Source organism: Pseudozobellia thermophila, assembly GCF_900141855.1.
Taxonomy (GTDB): domain Bacteria; phylum Bacteroidota; class Bacteroidia; order Flavobacteriales; family Flavobacteriaceae; genus Pseudozobellia; species Pseudozobellia thermophila.
On the sequence record NZ_FQYU01000001.1, the window covers coordinates 251,151 to 269,451 of the forward strand.

The following is an 18,301-nucleotide window of genomic DNA, read 5'->3' on the forward strand; positions in this document are numbered from 1 at the left end:
GCAATTAATCAACGGTTTTTAACACATTTTTTAGCTTTTTTTAATACATTGTGGTCTAAACACTAAACATTTACCACCTATGACTAAAACAATGACAAACCTTTTGGGAATTGTCATTACCATTTTGGCGGGCATTTATTTCTATATCACTTGCTGCAGTAGTTGCGGTATCGGGGTAGCCGAAGAACCCGCCAAACTGGTAATGGTCCAACCCGAGGAACCCGAAATCACTTCGTATCCTTTTTCCGTTGGCGATGGGACCTTTTCCTATGAGACCGAGGACAATTTTAATTTTAACACCTCGTCTTCCGAGTTTTTAAAACCCCTTTCGCCCCAGGTACAGGAAGGCATAGTTTCGGAGTTAAAGGGCTATTTGACCGAAAATGCCAACAAGGTGGTAAACATCACCGGATATTACAAAGAAGGGGAAACCAACAATACCGCCTTCCCCAACTTGGGCCTTGCCAGGGCCAATGCCGTTAAAAACCACTTTGTGGCACACGAAATCCCATCATCGCAGATCAATATCATCGGGGAGGCAAAGAACGAAATGGTACCCGACAACGAGGTATTGATGGGGCCCGTTGCCTTTCAGCTGCAAGAGGTCGCCGCCAATGCGGAAGAGGAGCTAAAAGCCTTGTACGACAAAATTAAGGCCGACCCCCTAATTCTCTATTTCGATACCGCCGAAGCCTCGATCAACCTATCGGCCGCGCAACGACAAAAGGTAGCCGAAATTGCGAGGTACTTGGACAAGGTGCCCGATGCCCAAGCCGAAATCATCGGCTATACGGATAGCGAAGGCAAGGCCAGTACCAATTTGCGATTGGGCCAGGAAAGAGCCGATTTTGCCAAGGCCTACTTGGTGCAAAACGGTATTTCAGCCGATAGGATAGGCACCGATTCGAAAGGGAAACAAGACCCAATTGCCAGCAATGCCACCGAAGAAGGAAGGGCCAAGAACCGCCGAACGGTAATCTCGATCAAGTAAATAATAACCATTAAATATAGAGTAAGATGAATTTTGAAAATATGAACATCTGGTGTTGGTTGATTCCACTACTTGTGGGCCTACTGTGTGCCCTTTTTGGCTACCTATTGGGCAAGGGCAGTGCCAAAACGATCGACAATACTGCCGAGCTAAAGCTTTGTCAGGACAAAAACGCCAAATTACAGGCCGATCTTGACGCCTGCACCCAAGAACTAAGTGCAGTGCCCCCGCCCCAATCCAGCGTCAGCTCCTCTTTGGGGGCCATTGAAACCGCCGTTCCTACGGTATTGCCTTTCGATGCCGCCGCGGCAAAGGCCGTATTCGGAAAAAACATCAAGCAAGACGACCTGAAGGTCATCGAGGGCATCGGCCCAAAGATCGAGGGACTCTTCAAAGGCGCCGGAATTAGTACATGGAAAGCCCTGTCGGAAACCTCAGTGGCAAGTTGCAAGGAGGTCTTGGCCACCGGTGGCGACCGCTACAAGGTTCATGACCCGGCATCATGGCCCATGCAGGCCAAAATGTGTTATGAGGGCAAATGGGCCGAACTGGCCAAATGGCAGGACGAGCACGACCACGGCAGACTTTAACACTCCTCCATACAAAAAGCAAGGCCCCGGCTCCTACAGGAACCGGGGCTTTATGTTGGGAAATAAAACCTTGGTCTTAGATCATTCCGTTGGCCTCTACCCATTTAAAACGGTATTGGTCTTCCGGAAATTTCATCCGTTCGGAAATGCGTTCCAAGCGCGCGGGCAGTTTTACCAGATAATCGCGGGCTTTTTCGGCTTCCTCGCTCAGGCTTCTCAGGTTCTCCACATCCCAATACGCATTGAGCTTGCGCAGAATATCGATATAATCCTGTGCCGTATAGACCCCGAGCCTTTGGGCGCAGTTCGAAAAATTCTCGAAGGCCGCACCGATAACCCCTCCGGATTCCCTTAAAAAATGCGCCGGCATAACGATTTTCTTTTTCATCATATCGGCAAAGGCCAAAATCATTCCCGAAGGGTCTTCCCCGAGAATGGTCTTTACAAACTCCCTATACGCCAGATGATGCCGCATTTCGTCGCCGGCGATGATGGTACACATCTTGCCCAAAAGGGCGTTTCCCTTCTTCTTGGCCATAAGGCCTACCCGTTTGTGCGATATATTGGTGGCCAGTTCTTGAAACGAGGTATATACAAAATTCTTGTAGGGATCTCTATCGGTACCGATATCGAAACCGTCGGATATCAGGTGTTGTGTCGTGATCTCTATCTCACGCATGTTCACCCGACCGGAAAGATATAGGTATTTGTTGAGCACGTCGCCATGACGGTTTTCCTCGGCCGTCCAGGCCCTTACCCATTTGGCCCATCCGTTTCTTTTGTTCTCCCCGTGCTGGTCGATTCCCTCAACGTCCATCAACCAAGACTCATAGGTAGGCAAGGCTTCTTCCGTAATCGTATCGGCTACCATGGTCACCCAAAAGTCGTAACCCAATTCTTTCGATTCTCCCCTAAGTTCCTTTACCTCTTCCAAAAAGTTGTCCTTTTCCGAATCGGGCAAAAAATCACTGGGCTGCCATATATCCTCAACCGGAAGCAAAAAGGAATCCATAAATCCTTCTACCTGCGGCTCAATGGCCTTCATTACTTCCAATCTAATATTTTTTTCAGGCATGATTATATTTTTTACAAAGTTCGTTAATAAAATACTGAATTTGAAGAATTAACAAGGCTATTTTTAATTTCTTCCTTGCTCATCGGGGTAAAGATCCGTTACGGGATCGCTTTGCCATACCTGTTTGGTATCGACATCCAGCATGGACAAAGGTCCTTTGAACGCGGCACCGGTATCGACGTTCCACACATTGGCCGCCGACCTTGGTAGCGCAACCCCGACCTTTGTTATGGGCGTGTGCCCGATAAAGATTTCCTTGTAGTGGGTCAAACGCTTGGGGTAATGGACATCATTGGGAGCCAAGACGGGATTCAATGAACAGGCCAGTTCCCATAGGGTCCGGTCCCAATAGAAAGTCTGCTCAAAATACTCGTGATCTACCCCTTTAAGGTTCGTAAAACCTGCATGTAAAAATAACCTATTTTCGCTATCGAGGTAATAATTTTCCAAACTTTCCAAAAAACGGATGTGCTCCGAAATGGTCTTTTCGTCCGCCCGATCATAGGAAGCCTTTGTCGCCGTGCCCCCATGTTGGAGCCATAAGGGGTTGTGTTTGCGATGAAGCAGCCATTCCAAGCACAGTGCATCGTGGTTTCCCCTAATAAAAACACAATCATGGGTCTTCTTCAATTGAATTAGAAAGTCGACCGTTTCGACGGCCTGGCTCCATCCGTCGACGTAGTCCCCCAAAAAAATAAGCCTGTCCCGGGTTGTGACCCCTGCCCTGTCCAATAATTGCTGCAGACCTTTCAACCCCGAATGTATATCTCCTATGGCAAGTGTTCTCATTTGGCAAAAATCGCAATTATAGCGATTATGGCAAGGATAAACAGCACCAAAAAGAATATTTTCCAGAATGAGTACGGGCGGATTCCGCTTAACTGCCCCGTTTGACCATTGATATAAAACCGGTATTCCTTTCCGTTGTAGCGGTACGAACTAATGTATACGGGCAAAAGGACATGCTTGAAGGTCTCATTCGACAGTTCGATATCCACTTGGTGGATGCGTTGTGTATCTCCCCCTATATCGCGTTTGATCCAAGTGTTTGCGATTTCCTTGGCTTTTTGAAACGACCATTGGTGCCCCTCTTTTAAGGAAACGGTATACTTTTCGGTCACAAAGCCCGAAAGGTACTTAGAATTGAAGGGCGCCAGTGCCTTCATGTCCCAAAATGCAATTTTTTTCGGAATTTCCCTTCGCTTCCTTTCGGAGGCATTGATAAGGATATCGTCGATAAAGCCTTTGACCGAACCTGCGGCATACGACCATCGGGTCTTTCGGACCTGCTGGGTCCGGGTTCCGTTTTTGGTCCGTACCCTTCTGGTTTCGTAGTAATAGTCGCCCCTTTGGCCTTGGTAGCGCGCGAATAAATCGGCATCGAAGGTCCAATAGGGCAGGTAGAGTCCGTGCAGGCCTTCCGGGTCAAGTGCGGCCCGTTTTAGATTGTCCGGGGCGAACCAAAGGCCGTTTACCCACTTTTTGAAAATGCCCTTGGCCTTGGCGGCATCGATTTGAAACGGCACAATAGCGCCGGGCAGGATCCATCCTTCCTTTTCTACGTCCTCCCTAATCAGGGGTTCGCCGCAATATACGCAGTTGAGCGATTTAAAATTTTCCTCGACGTGTTGGTTGGCCCCACAGTTCTTGCAGTGCAAAAGTTCAATGGTATCGGTATGGGCATTTTCACCGACGGTCTTTAGATAATGTCGTAGTTCAAGTTCCTCGAAACTACTCTTGGCCTGTTCGATAAATTCTTCATAGCCACAATATTCGCATTTGAGTTGCTGCGAACCGGGCTTGTATTTTAACTCTGCCCCACAATTGGCACAGGCTTTCTTTTGTTCCGACTTTTGGGGTTTTTCCATAGACCGAAGGGGCCGCTTTCAATTCAAAGGTTAATGATTAAGGTGACGGGGCATTTTATTATGCCGTTGGCAAGGGCGGTGGGGTATTTCTGCCCAAAAACGGCTTTAGTTCATCGACATCCTTTAGGGCCGCCCAGTTATCCATGCCCTGTTTCCACACCAAGGAATCCTTATTGATGGTACGACTTGCAAAAAGCTCCTTTAACCTATCGATGGAAACCGGCCCGTTCTGTTGTCCGTTCAGCGCATAATAGTATAGAACCGGCGATGGCATCGGCGGAGGTACGGCCCCTTGGGGCGAATGGCCCGCCATGTTGGGCTGGGTGTTTTGCGGGTTCATCATACCGCCCATTTGTTGGGCCAGCACAAAGCCCATGCCCATACCCATACCCGCACCCGCGGTACCGCCTTCGTTCTTGGCCGCGGCCTCCATGGCCTTGGCCGCCTTGAACTGCGAAAGCTTGGCCATATCCAATTTGTCCAAGCGGCTGTATTCAAAGATTTCCTTTTTCAGCTCTTCGGGCATCGATACGTTTTCGATATAGAATTTTTCCAATTCTATGCCCACCCTGGCAAATTCGGGTTTCATAACTTCCTGACAGGTGTCGGAAAGCTCCGTGGTATTGGCCGCATAGAGTTCTATCGGCAGATTGGCCTCGCCCACCGTATCGGTAAAACGGGTAACGATCAAACTCTTTAGGTGTTCGTTGATCTCGTAATTGGTAAAATTGCCGTCGGTACCCACTACATCGATCACAAACTTTCCGGCATCCTCGATCCGGAAGCTATACGTACCATAGGCCCGGATCTCGACCAGGCCAAAGCGCTCATCACTTAGCATGAACGGGTTTTTCGTACCCCATTTCTCGTCAGTGAACAATCGGGTGTTCACAAAGTATACCTCCGCTTTAAACGGACTGTCAAAACCGTACTTCCATCCCTTTAGGGTAGTCAGAATAGGCAGGTTTTTGGTATTTAAGGTGTAAGTACCCGGACCAAACACATCGGCCAATTGGCCCTCATTGACGAAAACGGCCTTTTGCCCCTCGCGGACCACCAATTGGGCATTGTTCTTTATTTCGTTTTGATAACGCTCGAATCGGTAGACTATGGTATCGTTGGTGGCATCCAACCACTCGATGATATCGATGAACTCGTGGCTCAACTTCTTTTTTATTTCATTGAATATATCCATGCTGCAAGACTTTACTTTTTTTTAAAAAGGTAGGCATTTCTAGAAAGCCAACAAAGTACCCCGTGATTTTAGCGCTCTTTCCATCAAGACCGGCGAGCCGCCATTTGTTCTTCCCAAGTATTCGGGTGCCATTTTAAAACCGAACTAGCCGTCGGCATATAGCGTTTTTTACTTTGGCCCAGAATCCAATAAAAATATCAAATCGCGACCATTAATTGTGATTTTTTATTTCAACCGCAATTATATCCGTTAAAATTTTCCCAATTCGTAATATTTTAACTACGTTTACCCCTGTTAATTGATTCAACCAACAACGTAAACTTAGACTCTGTCAGTATGAAAAACAAACATCAACCAACACTTCTTGGGGTTCAATTCTTATTGAATAACCTAAGGTGGTCTTTGGCCGTTTTGCTTTGCATTTTTGGTCTGCAAACCACAAAGGCGAAAACCACCGCAGCTTTCCAACAATCAACAATTTCCGGAACCGTATTCGACGATACCGGCCAACCCCTGCCCGGGGCAAGCATCATTCTCAAGGGAACTACTTTGGGGACAACTTCCGATTTCGACGGCAATTTTGAACTGTCGCTAAGGGACAACAGCACGATCTTGGTAATTTCCTATATCGGCTTTAAGACGCAGGAAGTGGACGTCGCGGGCCAAACCTCTGTTCAAATCACCATGGTAACCGATGCCGCGTCTCTTGACGAAATCGTTGTAGTTGGTTACAGTAGCCAGAAAAAAGGGACGCTTACGGGCTCGATCAGTACCATGAAGGGCGAAGACATCGCCCAAGTTCCCGCCGGCAACATTACACAATCTCTGGCCGGCCGAATGGCGGGGGTAAGCATGCGGCCCAATGGCGGTACACCCGGTGATGACGACCCCGACATACACGTCAGGGGAATCGTGACCACGGGCAACAACAAGCCCCTGGTAGTAATCGACGGTATCAGAAGGGACAATATCGGGCAAATCGACCCCAATTCGATAGAGACCATTACCGTTTTAAAGGACGCCGCGGCCGTGGCCCCTTTCGGTATCGGGGGTGCCAACGGTGTAATCCTCATCACCACCAAAAAAGGGAAATCGGGAAAACCCGTAGTCAGCCTAAGCACCTCGTACGCCTTTCAAAAACCCACCTATCTTCCCGATATGCTGAACGCACAGGATTATATGGCCCTGCAAAACGAAGGGTACTACAACCTAAACCCGGATGGCACGACACCTCCGAACGACCCTGACCTGATCGCCAATTACCCGAGCCTGCACCAACAGGACCCCTATAGGTATCCCGATGCCGATTTTGTGGAACTGTTCCAAAAAAATTCGGGTATACAAATAACCAATGCCGAAATAAGCGGGGGAACCGAAAACCTTCAATATCATGCAGGCCTAGGTTATTTTGACCAAGGCGGTATTTTCGAGCCCTTGGGTTACAAGAGGTACAACTACAACCTGAACCTCGATGTCAATCTCAGTGCAAACACCAAAGTCGGGATGTCTTTGTACGGGTCGATCGAAAATACCGATGGAATCGATGCCAACGAAAACCCTACCCATTTAATGCGCAGTTTTTACAAGTTCGTACCGACGCAGTCCTTAATCTACCCCGGAGGGGACAAGTGGGGGGAATCTTCGGCCAACACCCCCGTGGGCGTGCTCGAGTCGGACGGATACCGTAAGGATGAGGACAATACCCTGCTCAGCTCGGTATACCTCGAACAACAGCTTCCCTTTATTGAAGGGCTAAGCGTAAAGGGAGTGTTCAGCTTCGACAATTCACAGGAAAACGACAAGCTCTGGCACGTTCCCTTTATCTATCACAACATCGACCTTTCACAACAGCCCTATACGTTTACCGAAGCCATTTCAAAACAAGAAGGGAACGGCGAACCCTATACTTGGTTGCAGCTGAACAATGCACGGGAAAAAAAGTTCACCTACCAAGGGTACATCAATTACAACAGGGCTTTTGGAGACCATAATGTTTCGGCCCTCTTCGTGGCCGAGGCCAGGGAAACAAAAAGCGATTGGTTCAATACGCGAAGAAACAACTTTGCCATTGAAATCGACGAACTTAGCCTGGGCAGTTCGGACAAACTCGATTATAACAATGCGGGATCATCGAGTACGGCCTCCGAACTCGGCTATGTATACCGTGTGGGCTACACCTATAAAGACAAGTATATCGTTGAAGCCTCGGGTAGGTACGACGGCCATTATTCCTTCGCCCCGGGAGAACGCTGGGGGTATTTCCCGGCATTTTCGGCCGCATGGCGTATATCGGAAGAAAATTTTATGAAGAACGTATCAAAGGTGAACAACCTTAAACTGAGGGGTTCGTGGGGTAAATCGGGCAACCTGCCATACATAAACGGCAACCTGGCCGCATTCCAATATTTAGCGGGCTATGACCTTCGGGGCAATGCCTACGCCTATGGCAACGGGGTTTTGGTACAGGGCTCAAGTATTACGAGCGAGCCCAACCCGAACATTACCTGGGAGATTTCGACAAAACTTGACCTAGGTTTCGACCTTACCATGTACAACGGCCTTTTGAACGTGGAATTCGATTATTTTCACGAAGATCGAACCGGCATGCTCTTGACACCCCAGGTAACCTTGCCCGTCGAATACGGCTTGGCCTTATCACAGGAGAACAAGGGGGAAATGAACAACGACGGTTTTGAACTTAGCATCGGAACCCAAAAAGTATGGGATAGCGGCCTGCAGCTTTCCATCAATGCCAACATGAGCTACGCCGAGAACAATATGATAGAGGTATTTCAGAGCGATGCGGAACGCGACAACCCCAACCGGACCAGGGTAGGAAGACCTTTCGGCACCCCCTACGGATACAAGTCGTTAGGCCTTTTTACCACGGCAGAAGACATCAATAACGACGGAATAATCAATAGTACCGACGGTTACAATATCGAACAGTTCGGAGAACTTCATCCCGGTGATGTAAAGTATGCCGACCTAAGCGGCCCGGATGGGGTGCCCGACGGCAAAATCGATTCGAACGACCAAACGGTAATCGGAAAGCCCGTCTATCCCTCTACCACCTATGGGCTAAATACCGCGGTGAGCTATAAGGGCTTCGACCTGTCTTTGTTTTTTCAGGGCACCGCCAATTCCGATATCAATATCCAAACTTTTCTGACCTCCCCGTTCGCCAATAACGGAAGTAATACTTCCTACGAGTACTTTAACAACAGGTGGACGCCGGAGAACCAGAATGCCAAATACCCAAGGGCAACCCCGTCTCCCTATGCGAACAACACCCAAGCCTCAGATTTTTGGATGGTAGATACCAGTTACCTCCGTCTAAAAACGGCATCCCTGGGCTATACCCTGCCCGATAGCGTAAGCGAGAAATTAAATGTTTCTTCCATTGGTTTTACCCTTACCGGGCAAAACCTGTTGACCTTCAGCAAGCTTGATTTCATCGATCCCGAACTAGGATACGATGATCGTGAAAATTCCTATCCGATAATGAAGTCCTTATCATTTGGAATGAATGTTTCCTTCTAATCAGAAAAAAAATACTATGAAATCCACAATAACTAAATTCTACCGTACAGCCATAGGCATCGTTCCGATACTGCTATTCCTTTCATGTAGCACGGAAGATTTTTTGGAAAATGAGAACAAATCGAAACTCACCGACCAGACCCAGTGGCAATCCGAGGGCAATGCCGATATTTTCGTCAACGACGTCTACAGCGAAATACCGAGGATCTGCACGTTGGCCGAACAACTCGATTACTATACCGATGACTATAACATAAGCCATTATTATACCGCGTCTAACTGGAGGCAGGGCATATGCCAAGCCCCGGCAACGAGTACTACCGGTGTATGGGGAGGAACACACGGACCTACCAACGGCTATTCTTGGGAAACCTTCTTCCAAAAAGTTAGAAAGTGCAACACCGGTATTAAGGAACTCGAGGCCAACAAGGACAATTTTTCGGAGGAATATTACAACCAACGGATAGACGAACTGCGATTTCTGAGGGCTTATTTCTACAGCGAATTTTTTATGCATGTAGGAGGGTTGCCCATTCTGACCGAACCCTTGGACAGGAACACGATGACGGAAGAAGAATTGCTCACCCCCAGGGCCACGTTCGAGGAGACCTTCAATTTTATTACCGGTGAACTGGGAAGCATTGTAGATAACGGACACCTAGAGATCAAGTACAATTCCGGCGACCCCGATGCCGGCAGGGCCACCTTGGGGGCCGCCCTTGCATTAAAGGGTTGGATCGAGCTTTTTGCTGCGAGTCCCCTGTTCAATAGTGGCTCCCCATATTTGCCCGATCCCGGCAACTTCGTCCACTTTGCCACTCCCGATGTCGGCCGTTGGGCCACCGCTGCGGCCACCAACAAAAAATTCATTGATGAATACGAAGGTATCTACGAATTGTTCGACGACCTCCCCAACCTATGGAGGGCCTCGAACGAGTATAATTCAGAAGTAATCTGGGACCGTCAAATTGTGGCCAATGTAGGCGGTATGGGATCCAACTACGAAAGACGCGGCGGACCCACCTATGTTTTGGGCGAATACCTTACCTGGGGAAATTACAACCCCACCCAAGAAATCGTAGACCAATTTGCCATGGCCAACGGAAAACCCATTACCGACCCCACTTCGGGCTACGACCCCCAAAACCCTTACGCCAACAGAGAGAAGAGGTTCTATGACTTTATCGTTTACGACGGAGCTCCGTACAAACTGGACTGGATGCCCGAACAGGACACCATCTATACCCGGATTGACGAGACCTACGCCAATCCCGACAAAACCAACCAGATCGATTTGGCGGGCTCTTCCGATGTAGGGGACTCGGGGTATTACCAAAAGAAACGGCTCAACCCCGATGCCGCACCCGGCAACGATGCCAGTGGCCAGAACGATTTGCTATATCGGTATGCCGAAGTGCTGTTGAACTACGCCGAGGCCCAGAACGAAGCGGTCGGCCCCGACCAGACGGTCTACGATGCCATCAACAAGATCAGGAACCGCTCCGACCTGCCCGACCTACCGGCCGGCCTGTCCCAAGATGAAATGCGGAAAGCCATCCATACCGAAAGAAGGGTCGAGCTATGTTTCGAGAACAAAAGGTATTACGACAACAAGCGATTGATGCAGCAGGAAGAAACCATGGGAGTCGCCAGACACAACATGGTAATCAGAAACACGGTGCCTTCCGACAACTCCGGTGTGTGGACCTACAGTGTTGAACCCGAGGTCAAGTACACGGCAAAGTTCGAGCCACGGCAGTACATGAGCCCTATTCCGCAGAATGTAATCGACCAAAACCCGAATATACCACAGAATCCTGGTTATTGACCCTTGGACCTGGTTTGAGTAAAGCGGCCCGTTTATCGACTGATAAACGGGCCGCTGTTTTGTAACCTATCCCCTAGACAGCTTAAACGGCATGTAGCCAAACCGTATTGAGTTCTCCCCACATCGTACGACCGCCATTGCTCCCCGGAAAAAGATGAAATTAGAAACCCCGCTTAATTTTTGGTACGAAACAACATTTGTCTGTACTTTACGCCCCTAAAACATCGGGTCTATGAAAACTATTTATTGCATCGGGGAACTACTGATAGATTTTGTTGCCGAAAAACAGGGCAGCGACCTTTCAAAAGCCAATGAATTCACCAAAAAACCTGGCGGGGCCCCCGCAAACGTGGCCTGCGCCATTGCCAAATTGGGAGGGTCCAGCAAATTTATCGGTTGTGTGGGCGACGACCCTTTTGGCACTTTTCTGCTCGATGTCTTAAAGGCCAACCATGTCGATATTTCCCTTGCCCAACGCTCAAAATACTTTACCACTTTGGCCTTTGTTTCACTTGCCGAAAACGGGGAACGCGATTTTGTGTTCAGTAGGGGCGCCGACAAAAAATTAAAATACCTGCCCGAGGTAAAAAAAGGCTTTAATGGCCAGATGGTCCATTTGGGCGCGGCAACGGCCCTATTGGGCGGAAATTTAGAGGAAGCCTACGGGCGCTATTTTTTCGATGCCCTTACCCAAAATGCATTTATAAGTTTCGACCCCAACTTTCGGGGCGACCTATGGAAAAACAACGAAGAGGTTTTCATTAAAAAATGTAAACCCTTTGTAGAAAAGGCACACTTGTGCAAATTTAGCCTAGAGGAAGCCCAATTGCTTTCAGGGGAAACGGATTTGGAAAAGGCCTGCGGCCATCTACATAAAATAGGCACCCAAATTATAACCATAACCCTTGGGGGAGAAGGTACTTTTGTAAGTACCCCGACAATGAAAACGACCATACCGAGCATTGAGGTAGACCCCGTTGACACCACAGGGGCGGGCGATGCCTTTATCGGCTGCCTGCTCTATCAAATTTCTACCTTGGGCAAGGCCGAAGAGATCTTAAACGACCATGAGCTGCTCCATAAAATGGTCAAAAAAGCGAACATAGCCGGGGCCCTGACAACGACCGGCTACGGGGCCATACCGTCGTTGCCAAACCTCGAAGCGCTACAGGCATACGAGGTATAGCCCTAACTGTATTTGACCTTTCTCAGAATGCGCAATGCCTCTTTTAAAGACAGGTAAATACCCGTATCATACCTTTTCAACAGGGGCCTGGCCTTTTCCATCTGGTCCTTTGCGTCTTCAAATCCATTTAAATAACAGATCAGGTAGGTGTCGGGCAAATGCCGCAGATCATCCCTTTCCGGATTGTTGAGGGGGATCTGGCCCTCAAGTTTTCCCAACAGGGCATTATTGGTGTTATAGATGTGGTGCAAGGTTTTTCGGTCGTATTGGGGAGGTTCGAAAAGCAGGTCGCTTGTAATGTGATAGGTGCCGTTATCTTGAAACGTAATCACCATTTTTTCCAAGGGGTAGTGGTTTTGCCTCCTGCCTAGGCCCAGCTGCACATATTCAACGGTGGTAAAAGAGTTATCGTCATAGGAAATGGTGATTTCGTCCAATGCCGAATAGAACAGCTTTACCTGCTCGTTGATCAGTTCGATATCGACCCTCGAATAATAGGTTTGGTCACCTACCTTCTTTTTATGTCCCCCCCAGCAGACAACAAATTGCTCCTTGAACACCTTGTAATCGCTGTCGAGATCTTTGTGGCGGTTATTTATAAAATCGATAACCCCATCGAGGGTAAGCTCGATATTATTGCGTGCATGCAACTCGATTTCGGCTACTTTCCCCGAATTGATATCCTTCAACTCAACCCCATAGGCCTTGGGCATACTGATGCTTCCTTCACGAAAAAAGACCATCCCACCGTAATATTTCCAAATGTTCTTCCGTAGGGCACAGACCCTGCCATTGGATTTTATGGTCACGAGGCCTACCACCTTTCCTTCCGGAAGGTGGGGAAAAGGTATGTTCTCATAGGATATCAAGGGAGGATTGTCCAGATAGGCGTTGACGAGGTTCTGTATCTTACTGTCGTCAAAGAAGTCGACCCCGACGATTTTATTGTCTTCGTCCTCCACCCCGACAACGATATACGAATTGCTTGTCGGATTGCTGTTGGCCAAGGCACATACATGCTTCAAAAACTTGGCCTTCCCCTCCTTCTGCCCAATGTTGACAAAACGTTTTTTATCGTAAAAACTATTCTCGTCGTTGTGTGCAAGCAAATTCTTTACGAGAAGGCGTTTATTGATCATTTGATCGGGTATGGCTTTTTAAAGTTCTTGGATAAAACATCTGTTTTTCTGAAGCCCAAACCAATGCCTGTGGCTTCACCCGTTATGAATTTATAAACGAGGAAGCGAACAACCTCGGATTTTGGACAATTTTTGACAAATTTTCAAGAATCATCAAGGTAAGGGGGCCTTGCATCCATTTTATGGAATTCTACCCCTCTCTATTAAATATTGTCGCCGATGCCTGGGCCGTTGGCGTAATCACCAGGTCGGCAATATTCACATGGGCGGGCCTGGTAACGATAAAAAGCAAGGTTTCGGCAATATCTTCCGCGACCAGGGGGTCGAAGCCCTCGTATACCGAATCTGCCCGCGCATCATCTCCCTTGAACCTTACATTGCTGAACTCCGTTTTTACCGCCCCGGGATTTACGGCTCCTACCTTAATCCCGTAAGGGTTGAGGTCGATGCGCATACCGGTCGTAAGGGCATCTACCGCGTGCTTGCTCGCACAGTAAACATTTCCCTTGGGGTACACTTCCTTTCCGGCCGTCGATCCAATATTGATGATATGGCCCGACCTCCTCTCGATCATACGCGGTACGACGGCCTTTGAAACATAGAGCAACCCTTTGACGTTGATGTCGATCATAGCATCCCAATCATCGGGATCGCCCGACTCAATGGGGTCAAGACCATGGGCATTGCCCGCATTGTTGATCAAAACATCGATTTCGGAAAACGGTCCGGGCAAGGAAGCGATCGCGGAAAAGGCCGCCTCCCTATCCCTTACATCAAAATTGAGCACATGTACCTCGGTTTTTTTTCCAAGCTCGCTTCTCAAGGCCTCCAAGCGTTCTTCACGCCTACCGCACAAGACCAAGCGATACCCTTTTACCGCAAAAAGAATGGCGGTCGCCCTTCCTATCCCGCTTGTCGCCCCTGTAATCAATACTGTTTTATCCATAACCACTAATTGTTTAGTTTATCAAGCTTGTTCAGGCCCGCTTATGGCCCGATTGGTATAATCGCTGCCTAGGCGTATTCAGAAAAATCACCAGACTTACTTTTTTCTTTGTCGCGGTTGTCCCGATTATTTTTTGAATGTTATTTTTTCTTTTCGAAAGAGCCGTTAAATTATAAATAAATACCTTAAATACTTCACAAAAATAGGGGCTTACGCTTTTTTTTAACCAATCGTTAACAGCACAGCAATGAATAAATTTTCAATTTGCACTCTATTCCAAAAACAACCGACCCAAACCGAAATTTGTAGAGATATATGGAGGAAAATACTACTATTGATATTAGTGCGGTAAACGAAAAAATAGCTCAGGAAAGTGCGTTTATCGATTTACTTATATTGGAAATGAACAAGGTCATCGTAGGCCAGAAACACATGGTGGAAAGGCTTTTGATCGGCCTTCTCGGACAGGGGCACATTTTGCTGGAAGGTGTTCCCGGCCTGGCAAAAACACTGGCTATCAACACCTTGTCAAAAGCGGTAAAAGGGAGTTTTAGCCGAATACAGTTTACCCCCGACCTATTGCCGGCCGATGTAGTAGGTACCTTGATCTACAACATGAAGGAAAACGATTTTTCGATCAAGAAAGGGCCCATTTTTGCCAATTTTGTCCTAGCGGACGAGATCAACAGGGCTCCCGCCAAGGTACAATCCGCCTTATTGGAAGCCATGCAGGAAAAACAGGTGACCATAGGTGACGAGACCTTCGTACTCGACAAGCCTTTTTTGGTTATGGCCACCCAAAACCCCGTAGAGCAAGAGGGAACCTACCCTCTGCCCGAGGCCCAGGTAGACCGTTTTATGCTCAAGACCGTTATCGACTACCCGAAAATGAACGAGGAGCAATTGATTATGCGCCAAAACCTCTTGGGGGCCTATGAGACCGTTAAGCCCGTAGTTACCCTAAAACAGATATTGAGCGCCCAGCAAGCGGTCAAAGAGGTGTATATGGATGAAAAAATCGAGAAATACATCCTCGACCTGATCTTCGCCACCCGATATCCCGAAAAATACAATCTTGAGAACCTAAAGCCATTGATCAGCTTCGGGGCCTCGCCAAGGGGGAGCATCAACTTGGGCAACGCCGCCAAATGCTTCGCTTTTATCAAACGTCGCGGTTATGTGGTGCCGGAGGATGTCCGGGCCGTCGTACACGATGTGCTCCGCCATAGGATCGGTATTACCTATGAGGCCGAGGCCGAAAATATTACTTCAGAGGAAATCATCAACAGGATTGTTAACGAGATCGAAGTACCCTAAACAACCGACCGTTGACCGATTATAGTATCCGCTCAGGGACCCAACGTGGCCGAACCCGGGCAAAGACCTGTTTGCTAAGCGCATTTTACTGAAACATGAATACCAAAGAGCTTCTTAAGAAAGTACGAAAGATCGAGATTAAGACACGCCGTCTTTCCGATCATGTTTTTGGAGGGGAATACCACTCTACTTTCAAGGGGCGTGGCATGACTTTTAGTGAGGTGCGGCAATACCAGTTCGGCGACGACGTTAGAAATATCGACTGGAACGTTACCGCACGGTACAACGAACCCTTCGTCAAGGTTTTCGAAGAAGAGCGCGAACTGACCATGATGCTAATGGTCGATGTCAGCGGTTCGGAAATGTTCGGAACCACCAACCAATTCAAAAAGGAGGTCATCACCGAAATTTCGGCCACTCTGGCCTTTTCCGCCTTGCAGAACAACGACAAGGCTGGACTTATCCTCTTTTCCGACGAGGTCGAACTGTACATTCCCCCGAAAAAAGGAAAAAGCCACGTACTTCGTATTATTCGAGAGCTACTGGAATTCAGGCCAAAGAGCAACCGGACCGATTTGGCCGAAGCGCTCAAGTTTTTGAGCAGCGTCATGAAAAAACGCGCCATTGTTTTTGTATTGTCCGATTTTATTACCGAAAATTATGAAAAGACGCTTAAAATTTCGGGAAACAAGCATGATCTTACCGGTATAAGGGTCTACGACGAAAGGGAGGAAGTCATCCCCAATTTGGGAATGGTGCAAGTGATGGACGCGGAGACCGGCACCGTGCGCCTGGTGAACACACAGTCAAAAAGCGTTCGAAGAAACTACGGAAAATACTACCGCCGACATGTGGATTATTTTATGGAAACATTTAAAAAATCGGGGTGCGGGGTTATCAGTTGCCGTGTCGACGAAAGTTATGTGAAAAAATTATTGGGTTATTTTAAGCGTAGAGGTTGATGCAGGATCCAAGACTAAAAATACGGTGCCCCCGAAAGGCTTTGCAATGGCGAGTATATTTTGTACTGTGTATTTTGATGCTGACTGCCGGGTCATACGCACAAACACAGCCCAAGATAAGTTCAAGTGTAGACACGACCACGATCAAGATCGGAGAACAAATCAACTTTACGGTAACCGTTGAGACCGATACCTTGGCCCAGGTAATCTTTCCCGAGGGACAGACCTTCTCTCCCTTGGAAACCGTGGAAGCCTTTGAAACCGATACGGCCATCAAGGCCGACCGAATGACCCTTCGAAAAATCTATGCCCTTACCCAGTTCGATTCGGGCCTGTACAAGCTTCCGGCGCAACGCATCGAAATCAACGGGAAAGGTTATTTTACGGATTCTACCCAAATTAAAGTGGCCGATGTGCCCGTCGACACCTTGGCCCAAAAGATGTACGACATAAAACCGCTTATCGAGGTAGAAAAAGGCAATTCCGGGCTCTGGAAATGGCTTTTGGGCATTTTATTGGCCCTCGTGGTGGCGGGTGGGCTCGCGTGGTGGTTCTTTTTAAGGAAAAAACCCTTGTCAGAAGAAGAAAAGGTCGCCCTGTTACCGCCCTATGACAGGGCCCTGATGGAGTTGAAAAAACTGGAAAACTCCAAATACCTTATTCAAGACGAATACAAGGAGTACTACTCCGAGCTTACCAACATTGTCCGATCGTACCTAGAGGAAGATGTCAATATAACAGCCTTGGAGAGCACGACCGACGAGCTCATTACCAAACTAGAAATGCTGCGCGATGCGGGCGAACTGCAAATAGACAACGGTACCTTGCAGCAATTCAAGCGCATTCTGCAAACGGCCGACCTGGTGAAGTTCGCCAAATCAAAACCTGACACCACGGTCGCCGAACACGACCGCAAGGCCATTGAGGAAATTGTGACCAAAACCCACGAGGCCCTTCCCGAGCCTACGGAGGAGGAACTTATGGAACAGGCCGAATACCAAGAAGAGCTCGCCCTGAAAAAACAGCGAAAGAAATGGAGAATGGCAGGCCTCGCGGCCTTGGCCCTCTTGGTGCTTACCACGGGCGCATCCATTGCCTATTACGGCTTCGACTATGTAAAGGACACCGTTTTGGGGCACCCTACCAAAAAACTGTTGGAAGGGGAATGGGTGGCCAGCACCTACGGATACCCGCCCATAAGTATGGAAACGCCCGAGGTGCTTATACGGCAGGACGTAAAGCTGACCCCGGACATGAAGGCGAACATCCAAGACCTGCAGATCTTCATGTACCGCAACAGCAAGGCCCTGTTCACCGTGGGCACGACCTCGACCACCCTCACCCAGCAAGTAGAGCCCAACTTTGAACAATCGGTGGAAATGTTTATCGAAGACCTGGAAAGGAAGGGTGCCAAGAACATCATCACCAAACAGGAAGAGTTTACCACCGTAAGCGGGGTAAAGGGGATAAAGGTCTACGGAAGCGGCCAATTTGCCGTACCCGAATCCGACGAGCTCGTAAGGGGGAAATACAGCATATTGCTGTTCGGCGGAAAAGGGTTTCAACAACAGGTGATCCTCACTTGGTTGGAAGGTGACGAATACGCCGAAAAAATAGTCGAACGAATTCAACGAACACTGGAAGTAAAAACCGACGTATAG

At 48.3% G+C, this 18,301-nt stretch carries 14 protein-coding genes; 8 read left to right on the forward strand and 6 right to left on the reverse strand.

What is annotated here, in order from left to right; genetic code table 11:
- The first annotated feature begins 91 nt into the window (after positions 1-91).
- Positions 92-991, forward strand: coding sequence for an OmpA family protein (locus tag BUB37_RS01100; RefSeq protein ID WP_244526689.1), 900 nt, complete (start codon positions 92-94; stop codon positions 989-991).
- Positions 992-1,017: 26 nt separating this feature from the next.
- Complete coding sequence (locus BUB37_RS01105; RefSeq protein ID WP_072987108.1) at positions 1,018-1,581, forward strand: hypothetical protein; 564 nt, start codon at positions 1,018-1,020, stop codon at positions 1,579-1,581.
- Positions 1,582-1,657: 76 nt separating this feature from the next.
- On the opposite strand, the gene BUB37_RS01110 is transcribed toward BUB37_RS01105, so the two are convergent.
- The 4 genes from BUB37_RS01110 to BUB37_RS01125 all read right to left on the reverse strand — a co-directional run bounded on the left by BUB37_RS01110 (position 1,658) and on the right by BUB37_RS01125 (position 5,719).
- Positions 1,658-2,656: an acyl-ACP desaturase gene (locus BUB37_RS01110; protein ID WP_072987110.1), complete on the reverse strand. Its 999-nt coding sequence runs from the start codon at positions 2,654-2,656 to the stop codon at positions 1,658-1,660.
- Positions 2,657-2,719: 63 nt separating this feature from the next.
- A complete protein-coding gene (locus BUB37_RS01115) occupies positions 2,720-3,445 on the reverse strand; it encodes a metallophosphoesterase (protein ID WP_072987112.1) in 726 nt (241 codons plus the stop codon).
- On the reverse strand, positions 3,442-4,524 hold the full coding sequence (locus BUB37_RS01120; RefSeq protein WP_072987114.1) for a TFIIB-type zinc ribbon-containing protein: 1,083 nt from the start codon (positions 4,522-4,524) through the stop codon (positions 3,442-3,444). Before BUB37_RS01120 ends, BUB37_RS01115 begins: the two co-directional genes overlap by 4 nt.
- 58 nt (positions 4,525-4,582) lie before the next feature.
- A complete protein-coding gene (locus tag BUB37_RS01125) occupies positions 4,583-5,719 on the reverse strand; it encodes an SPFH domain-containing protein (RefSeq protein ID WP_072987116.1) in 1,137 nt (378 codons plus the stop codon).
- Positions 5,720-6,055: 336 nt separating this feature from the next.
- Here BUB37_RS01125 and BUB37_RS01130 point away from each other — a divergent pair, with 336 nt between their 5' ends.
- The 3 genes from BUB37_RS01130 to BUB37_RS01140 all read left to right on the forward strand — a co-directional run bounded on the left by BUB37_RS01130 (position 6,056) and on the right by BUB37_RS01140 (position 12,276).
- Positions 6,056-9,262 (forward strand): SusC/RagA family TonB-linked outer membrane protein, encoded by a 3,207-nt coding sequence (locus BUB37_RS01130; RefSeq protein ID WP_094766491.1) that lies wholly within the window; start codon positions 6,056-6,058, stop codon positions 9,260-9,262.
- A 16-nt stretch (positions 9,263-9,278) separates the two neighbouring features.
- Positions 9,279-11,090, forward strand: a complete 1,812-nt coding sequence (locus BUB37_RS01135; RefSeq protein WP_072989625.1) for a RagB/SusD family nutrient uptake outer membrane protein — start codon at positions 9,279-9,281, stop codon at positions 11,088-11,090.
- A gap of 232 nt (positions 11,091-11,322) precedes the next feature.
- Positions 11,323-12,276 (forward strand): carbohydrate kinase family protein, encoded by a 954-nt coding sequence (locus BUB37_RS01140; RefSeq protein WP_072987119.1) that lies wholly within the window; start codon positions 11,323-11,325, stop codon positions 12,274-12,276.
- Positions 12,277-12,278: 2 nt separating this feature from the next.
- Here the strand turns inward: BUB37_RS01140 and BUB37_RS01145 are convergent, their stop codons facing one another.
- Together BUB37_RS01145 and BUB37_RS01150 are read right to left on the reverse strand one after the other, a co-directional pair.
- Positions 12,279-13,415, reverse strand: a complete 1,137-nt coding sequence (locus BUB37_RS01145; protein WP_072987122.1) for an ATP-binding protein — start codon at positions 13,413-13,415, stop codon at positions 12,279-12,281.
- 190 nt (positions 13,416-13,605) lie between these two features.
- Positions 13,606-14,361, reverse strand: coding sequence for an SDR family NAD(P)-dependent oxidoreductase (locus tag BUB37_RS01150; protein ID WP_072987125.1), 756 nt, complete (start codon positions 14,359-14,361; stop codon positions 13,606-13,608).
- 315 nt (positions 14,362-14,676) lie between these two features.
- On the opposite strand from BUB37_RS01150, the gene BUB37_RS01155 reads away from it, so the two are divergent.
- The 3 genes from BUB37_RS01155 to BUB37_RS01165 all read left to right on the forward strand — a co-directional run bounded on the left by BUB37_RS01155 (position 14,677) and on the right by BUB37_RS01165 (position 18,301).
- On the forward strand, positions 14,677-15,678 hold the full coding sequence (locus BUB37_RS01155; RefSeq protein WP_072987146.1) for an AAA family ATPase: 1,002 nt from the start codon (positions 14,677-14,679) through the stop codon (positions 15,676-15,678).
- Positions 15,679-15,773: 95 nt separating this feature from the next.
- Entirely contained in the window at positions 15,774-16,640 is an 867-nt protein-coding gene (locus BUB37_RS01160) for a DUF58 domain-containing protein (RefSeq protein WP_072987149.1), read from the forward strand.
- 77 nt (positions 16,641-16,717) lie between these two features.
- Positions 16,718-18,301: a BatD family protein gene (locus BUB37_RS01165; RefSeq protein WP_094766492.1), complete on the forward strand. Its 1,584-nt coding sequence runs from the start codon at positions 16,718-16,720 to the stop codon at positions 18,299-18,301.